This is a genomic window from Oleiphilus sp. HI0123, from assembly GCF_001635315.1.
Window position 1 is genome coordinate 1 of the sequence record NZ_LWGE01001291.1, and the last position, 3,348, is coordinate 3,348.

3 protein-coding genes and 1 pseudogene are annotated in these 3,348 nt (G+C 45.9%); all 4 read left to right on the plus strand.

All coding sequences use genetic code 11. The features are described 5' to 3' along the window. A pseudogene (locus A3761_RS15590) lies at positions 1-795 on the plus strand (acetyl-CoA carboxylase biotin carboxylase subunit); the annotation flags it as partial. Between the two features lie 47 nt (positions 796-842). Continuing rightward, a complete protein-coding gene (prmA, locus tag A3761_RS15595; protein ID WP_068554032.1) occupies positions 843-1,751 on the plus strand; it encodes a 50S ribosomal protein L11 methyltransferase in 909 nt (302 codons plus the stop codon). A 36-nt stretch (positions 1,752-1,787) separates the two neighbouring features. Next, positions 1,788-2,924, plus strand: a complete 1,137-nt coding sequence (locus A3761_RS15600; RefSeq protein ID WP_068512182.1) for a DUF3426 domain-containing protein — start codon at positions 1,788-1,790, stop codon at positions 2,922-2,924. 202 nt (positions 2,925-3,126) lie between these two features. Beyond that, positions 3,127-3,348, plus strand: a 222-nt coding sequence (locus A3761_RS15605) for a tRNA-dihydrouridine synthase (protein WP_197473062.1), incomplete at its 3' end; no start/stop codon positions are given.

The following is a 3,348-nucleotide window of genomic DNA, read 5'->3' on the forward strand; positions in this document are numbered from 1 at the left end:
ATTCAGCTAACACAGTCTGAAGCCAAAGCCGCTTTTGGCGATGACACCGTTTACCTTGAAAAATTTCTCGACACACCCCGGCATGTCGAAATCCAGGTACTTGCAGATAACCATGGCAATGTCATTCACTTAGGTGACCGTGACTGTTCACTGCAACGAAGACACCAAAAAGTTATCGAAGAAGCCCCTGCACCAAATATTAACGAGGAAGCCCGACAAGCCACGTTTGCCGCCTGCGTAAAAGCCTGCAAAGATATCGGCTATCGCGGAGCAGGAACATTTGAGTTCTTATACCAGGATGACAGTTTCTATTTTATCGAAATGAATACCCGAGTACAGGTAGAGCACCCTGTAACAGAAATGATAACAGGCATTAATATCGTTAAAGAGCAAATTAGAATTGCTAGCGGCCTACCACTTTCAGTCTCTCAAGCTGAAGTAAATCTTGAAGGCCATGCGATAGAGTGCCGCATTAACGCTGAAAATGCTCAAACCTTTGCACCGAGCCCCGGCTTAGTTAAACAGTTTCACGCGCCCGGTGGCATGGGAGTCCGTGTCGATTCGCATTTATATAGCGGCTATCGTGTACCTCCATTTTACGACTCTTTAGTTGCCAAAATCATTTGTCATAGCGAAAACCGTAATGCGGCGATGAACCGTATGACAAACGCACTTGACGAGCTAGTCGTAGACGGAATTGACACAAATATTGACCTTCACCGCAAGCTACTTTCCGATAGCGGATTTCGAGAGCTCGAATTTAATATCCATCATCTGGAAAAGAATATCCTTTAGTTTCATCTAATGTATTTCATTCCCGACTATCAGGAAGTCACTGACTTATGAACTGGATCCAAGTTAAAGCCAATATATCTCCCGCCATCGCAGAAGCTCTCGAAGAAGGCTTGCTCGCGGCGGGAGCCAGCGCAGTGACTCTCGAAGATGCTCAAGACCAGCCAGTGCTAGAGCCCGAACGGGGCACAACGCCGCTTTGGGAAGAAACGATCGTCACCGGGCTGTTTTCTGCCGATGAGGACCAAAAAGCTATTAGAGCCATCACTGAAAGTGTCTTCACCAATCTTTCAGATCAGACCTTCCCTGAATTGCGTTTTGAAATATTGGAAAACGAAGACTGGACGCGTAAATGGATTGATAACTTCAAACCCATTCAGTTTGGTCGCCGCTTATGGATATGCCCAAGCTGGCATGACATTCCTGAGCCAAACGCTGTCAACCTGATGCTCGACCCTGGCCTGGCTTTCGGCACTGGCACACACCCCACAACTGCACTTTGCTTAAAATGGCTAGATGCTTATGCGCTAAACGATGACGGCCTAAACAACAAAACTGTCGTAGATTTTGGCTGTGGTTCCGGAATACTGGGCTTGGCCGCATTATTACTCGGCGCCAAATCGGTGGTTGGAATCGACAACGACCCTCAAGCTTTGCTGGCTACCCAAGACAATGCCAAGAGAAACGAGGTCGAAGCTCAGCAGTTCCCGGTCTATCTTCCAGAAGATAGCCCTAAAGACCAAGTAGACCTGGTTCTGGCTAATATTCTTGCTCAACCACTGCATGACTTACGTAGCAATATTGCCGCTTTAGTTAAACCTAAAGGAAAATTAATTCTATCTGGAATTCTTGAGCATCAGGCAGCTGCGCTAGTTCACGACTATGAAGAATGGTTTGAAATGGATAAACCTCAGCTAGAGGATGGCTGGGTATGCTTGACCGGCACAAAAAAAGACTGATAATAGCCTTATAATAATTCAGGAAAAACACACACGATGAGCAATCAGCGACTGACACAATGCCCGCACTGTAAGGCTTCGTTTAAAGTCTCTGAAGAACAATTAAGTGCTGCCAACGGCAGAGTTCGCTGCGGCGCCTGCATGAACATCTTCGATGCAATTGCCTATAGCTTGTCCGATACTGAGAAGCAAACAGCAAACAAGCCTTCTCCTGAACCCTCCGAAGACCAACAAAGTTCAGCTATCGACCTGGAAGATAGTCTACTAGAGTCTGAAGATAAGCTATTTGCCGATAACCCTGAAGAAGATCTGCATGAACCCGGCTACTCAGGCAGCGCCGATGGCTCTGATGAGTTTAGCACCTCTTTCCTGGAACTAGATTCCGCAGACAACAGTGACCCTTACTCAACCAGCTTTAAAAAACTTGACGATACCTTTGTTTCTGAAGAGAGTGAAGAAATCATCGACGAAAGCTGGACTCAGGAAATCCTCGAAGATATTCAAGATGAACAAGGTAAACAGAAGGTAGAACCAACATTCTCCGCTTCAGCTATAGAGCAGGCCTCAGTCACACAAGCTGAGACATCGACTGAATCAGCCTTCGGAGAGCCCGGGAGCGGTTTCTCTGAGACTTCTCCGTATGAGAAAATTGAATTTCAATACGACCAGGATAGCCCCAATAATAGACATTGGCTTGTCAGTTTATTATTCATTCTCGCTAATATATCGCTCATCGTAATACTGCTAGGGCAAGCGGTATGGTTTCACTATGAAAAGCTCGCCAAGTACCCTAAAGTTTCTGAGTTATATGAGCTAGCATGTGAACACTTATCTTGCACATTGCCAAAGCTTGAAGATATCGAAAAAATTAAAAGCAACAACCTCGTTGTCAGAAGTCACCCCACTCAACGCAAGTCCCTCATAATCGACACCGTGATAGTGAATGAAGCTGCTTTCAATCAAGCGTTCCCCGACTTAGCTCTTTATTTTTCAGACATAAACAAAAATATCGTTGCCCAACGCTTATTCCAAGCGAAAGAGTATTTGTCTGGCGATCTAGCCAGCTGGCACGAAATGCCAAGTCAGCAGCCAATTCATATTTCACTCGAAATCGTTGACCCAGGAAAAGAAGCGGTTAACTACTCTCTAAAGTTTTTCTCCCCTCAACCCTAAGCTCCAAGGAACAAGACATAGATCAATTGTCAACCAATAAGAGCAAAATATAACCAAAAAAAGCCACCTTTTTTGCTTTTACACCCTTGCCTCAGAGGGTATGATTAGCCCCCCCAAAATTAGCCACCCTTGAACCTGACAGAGAAACGACTTGCTCAAAATCGGCCCCTATCAATTAGATAATCGATTGATCTTAGCGCCCATGGCTGGCGTGACAGACAGACCTTTTCGACAGTTATGCCGGAACAACGGCGCAGCTATGGCTGTTTCGGAAATGGTAATCGCCGACCCAAGTTTTTGGAAAACACGCAAGTCAATGCATCGTCTCGACCATACCGGTGAGAGTGACCCTATATCTGTACAAATTGCTGGCGGCGATCCAGAAATGCTAGCAACAGCGGCAGAGCTTAATCAGGAGCGAGGC